This window comes from Psychromonas arctica (genome assembly GCF_038155225.1).
GTDB classification, from domain to species: domain Bacteria; phylum Pseudomonadota; class Gammaproteobacteria; order Enterobacterales; family Psychromonadaceae; genus Psychromonas; species Psychromonas arctica_B.
The window spans coordinates 1-775 of sequence record NZ_JBAKBA010000096.1; the positions used below are offsets into that span (position 1 = coordinate 1).

A 775-nucleotide genomic window follows, 5' to 3' on the forward strand; every position below is an offset into this window, starting at 1 on the left:
CTGAGTTAAAGAGGAATTGTGTTTTGATCTTTTTTACAAAATTAAAGCAAAAAAAACCACTCAGATGAGTAGGCTTTTAAATGAGGCTCTTCTTGTAGAGCTTAAACCAGCGACACACGCTATACCTTCAAAAGAGGACAGTCCGTTGCTCTACCAACTGAGCTGAAGAGGAATTGCTCTCTTTGCTAATGTATTAGGGAGATCATAAATTTTAGGCAAAAAAAATCCTGAACAATAATGTTCAGGACTTTTAATGTGGCTCCTCTTGCTGGGCTTGAACCAGCGACACACGCTATACCTTAAAAAGAGGACAGTCCGTTGCTCTACCAACTGAGCTAAAGAGGAATGGCTCTCTTTGCTAATGTATTAGGGAGATCATAAATTTTAGGCAAAAAAATCCTGAACAATAATGTTCAGGATTTTTAATGTGGCTCTTCTTGTAGGGCTTAAACCAACGACACACGCTATACCTTAAAAAGAGGACAGTCCGTTGATCTACCAACTGAGCTAAAGAGGAATGGCTCTCTTTGCTAACGTATTAGGGAGATCATAAATTTTAGGCAAAAAAAATCCTGAACAATAATGTTCAGGATTTTTAATGTGGCTCTTCTTGCTGGGCTTGATTGAACCAACGACACACGCTATACCTTCAAAAGAGGACAGTCCGTTGCTCTACCAACTGAGCTAAAGAGGAATTGCTCTCTTTGCTAATGTATTAGAGAGATCATAAATTTTAGGCAAAAAAAATCCTGAACAATAATGTTCAGGATTTTTA

At 38.1% G+C, this 775-nt stretch carries 2 tRNA genes; both read right to left on the reverse strand.

The features are described 5' to 3' along the window. Positions 1 to 256 precede the first annotated feature (256 nt). Positions 257 to 345, reverse strand: a tRNA-OTHER gene (locus V6255_RS17945). Between the two features lie 256 nt (positions 346 to 601). Further along, positions 602 to 694: transfer RNA gene (locus V6255_RS17950), tRNA-OTHER, on the reverse strand. Positions 695 to 775: the final 81 nt, after the last annotated feature.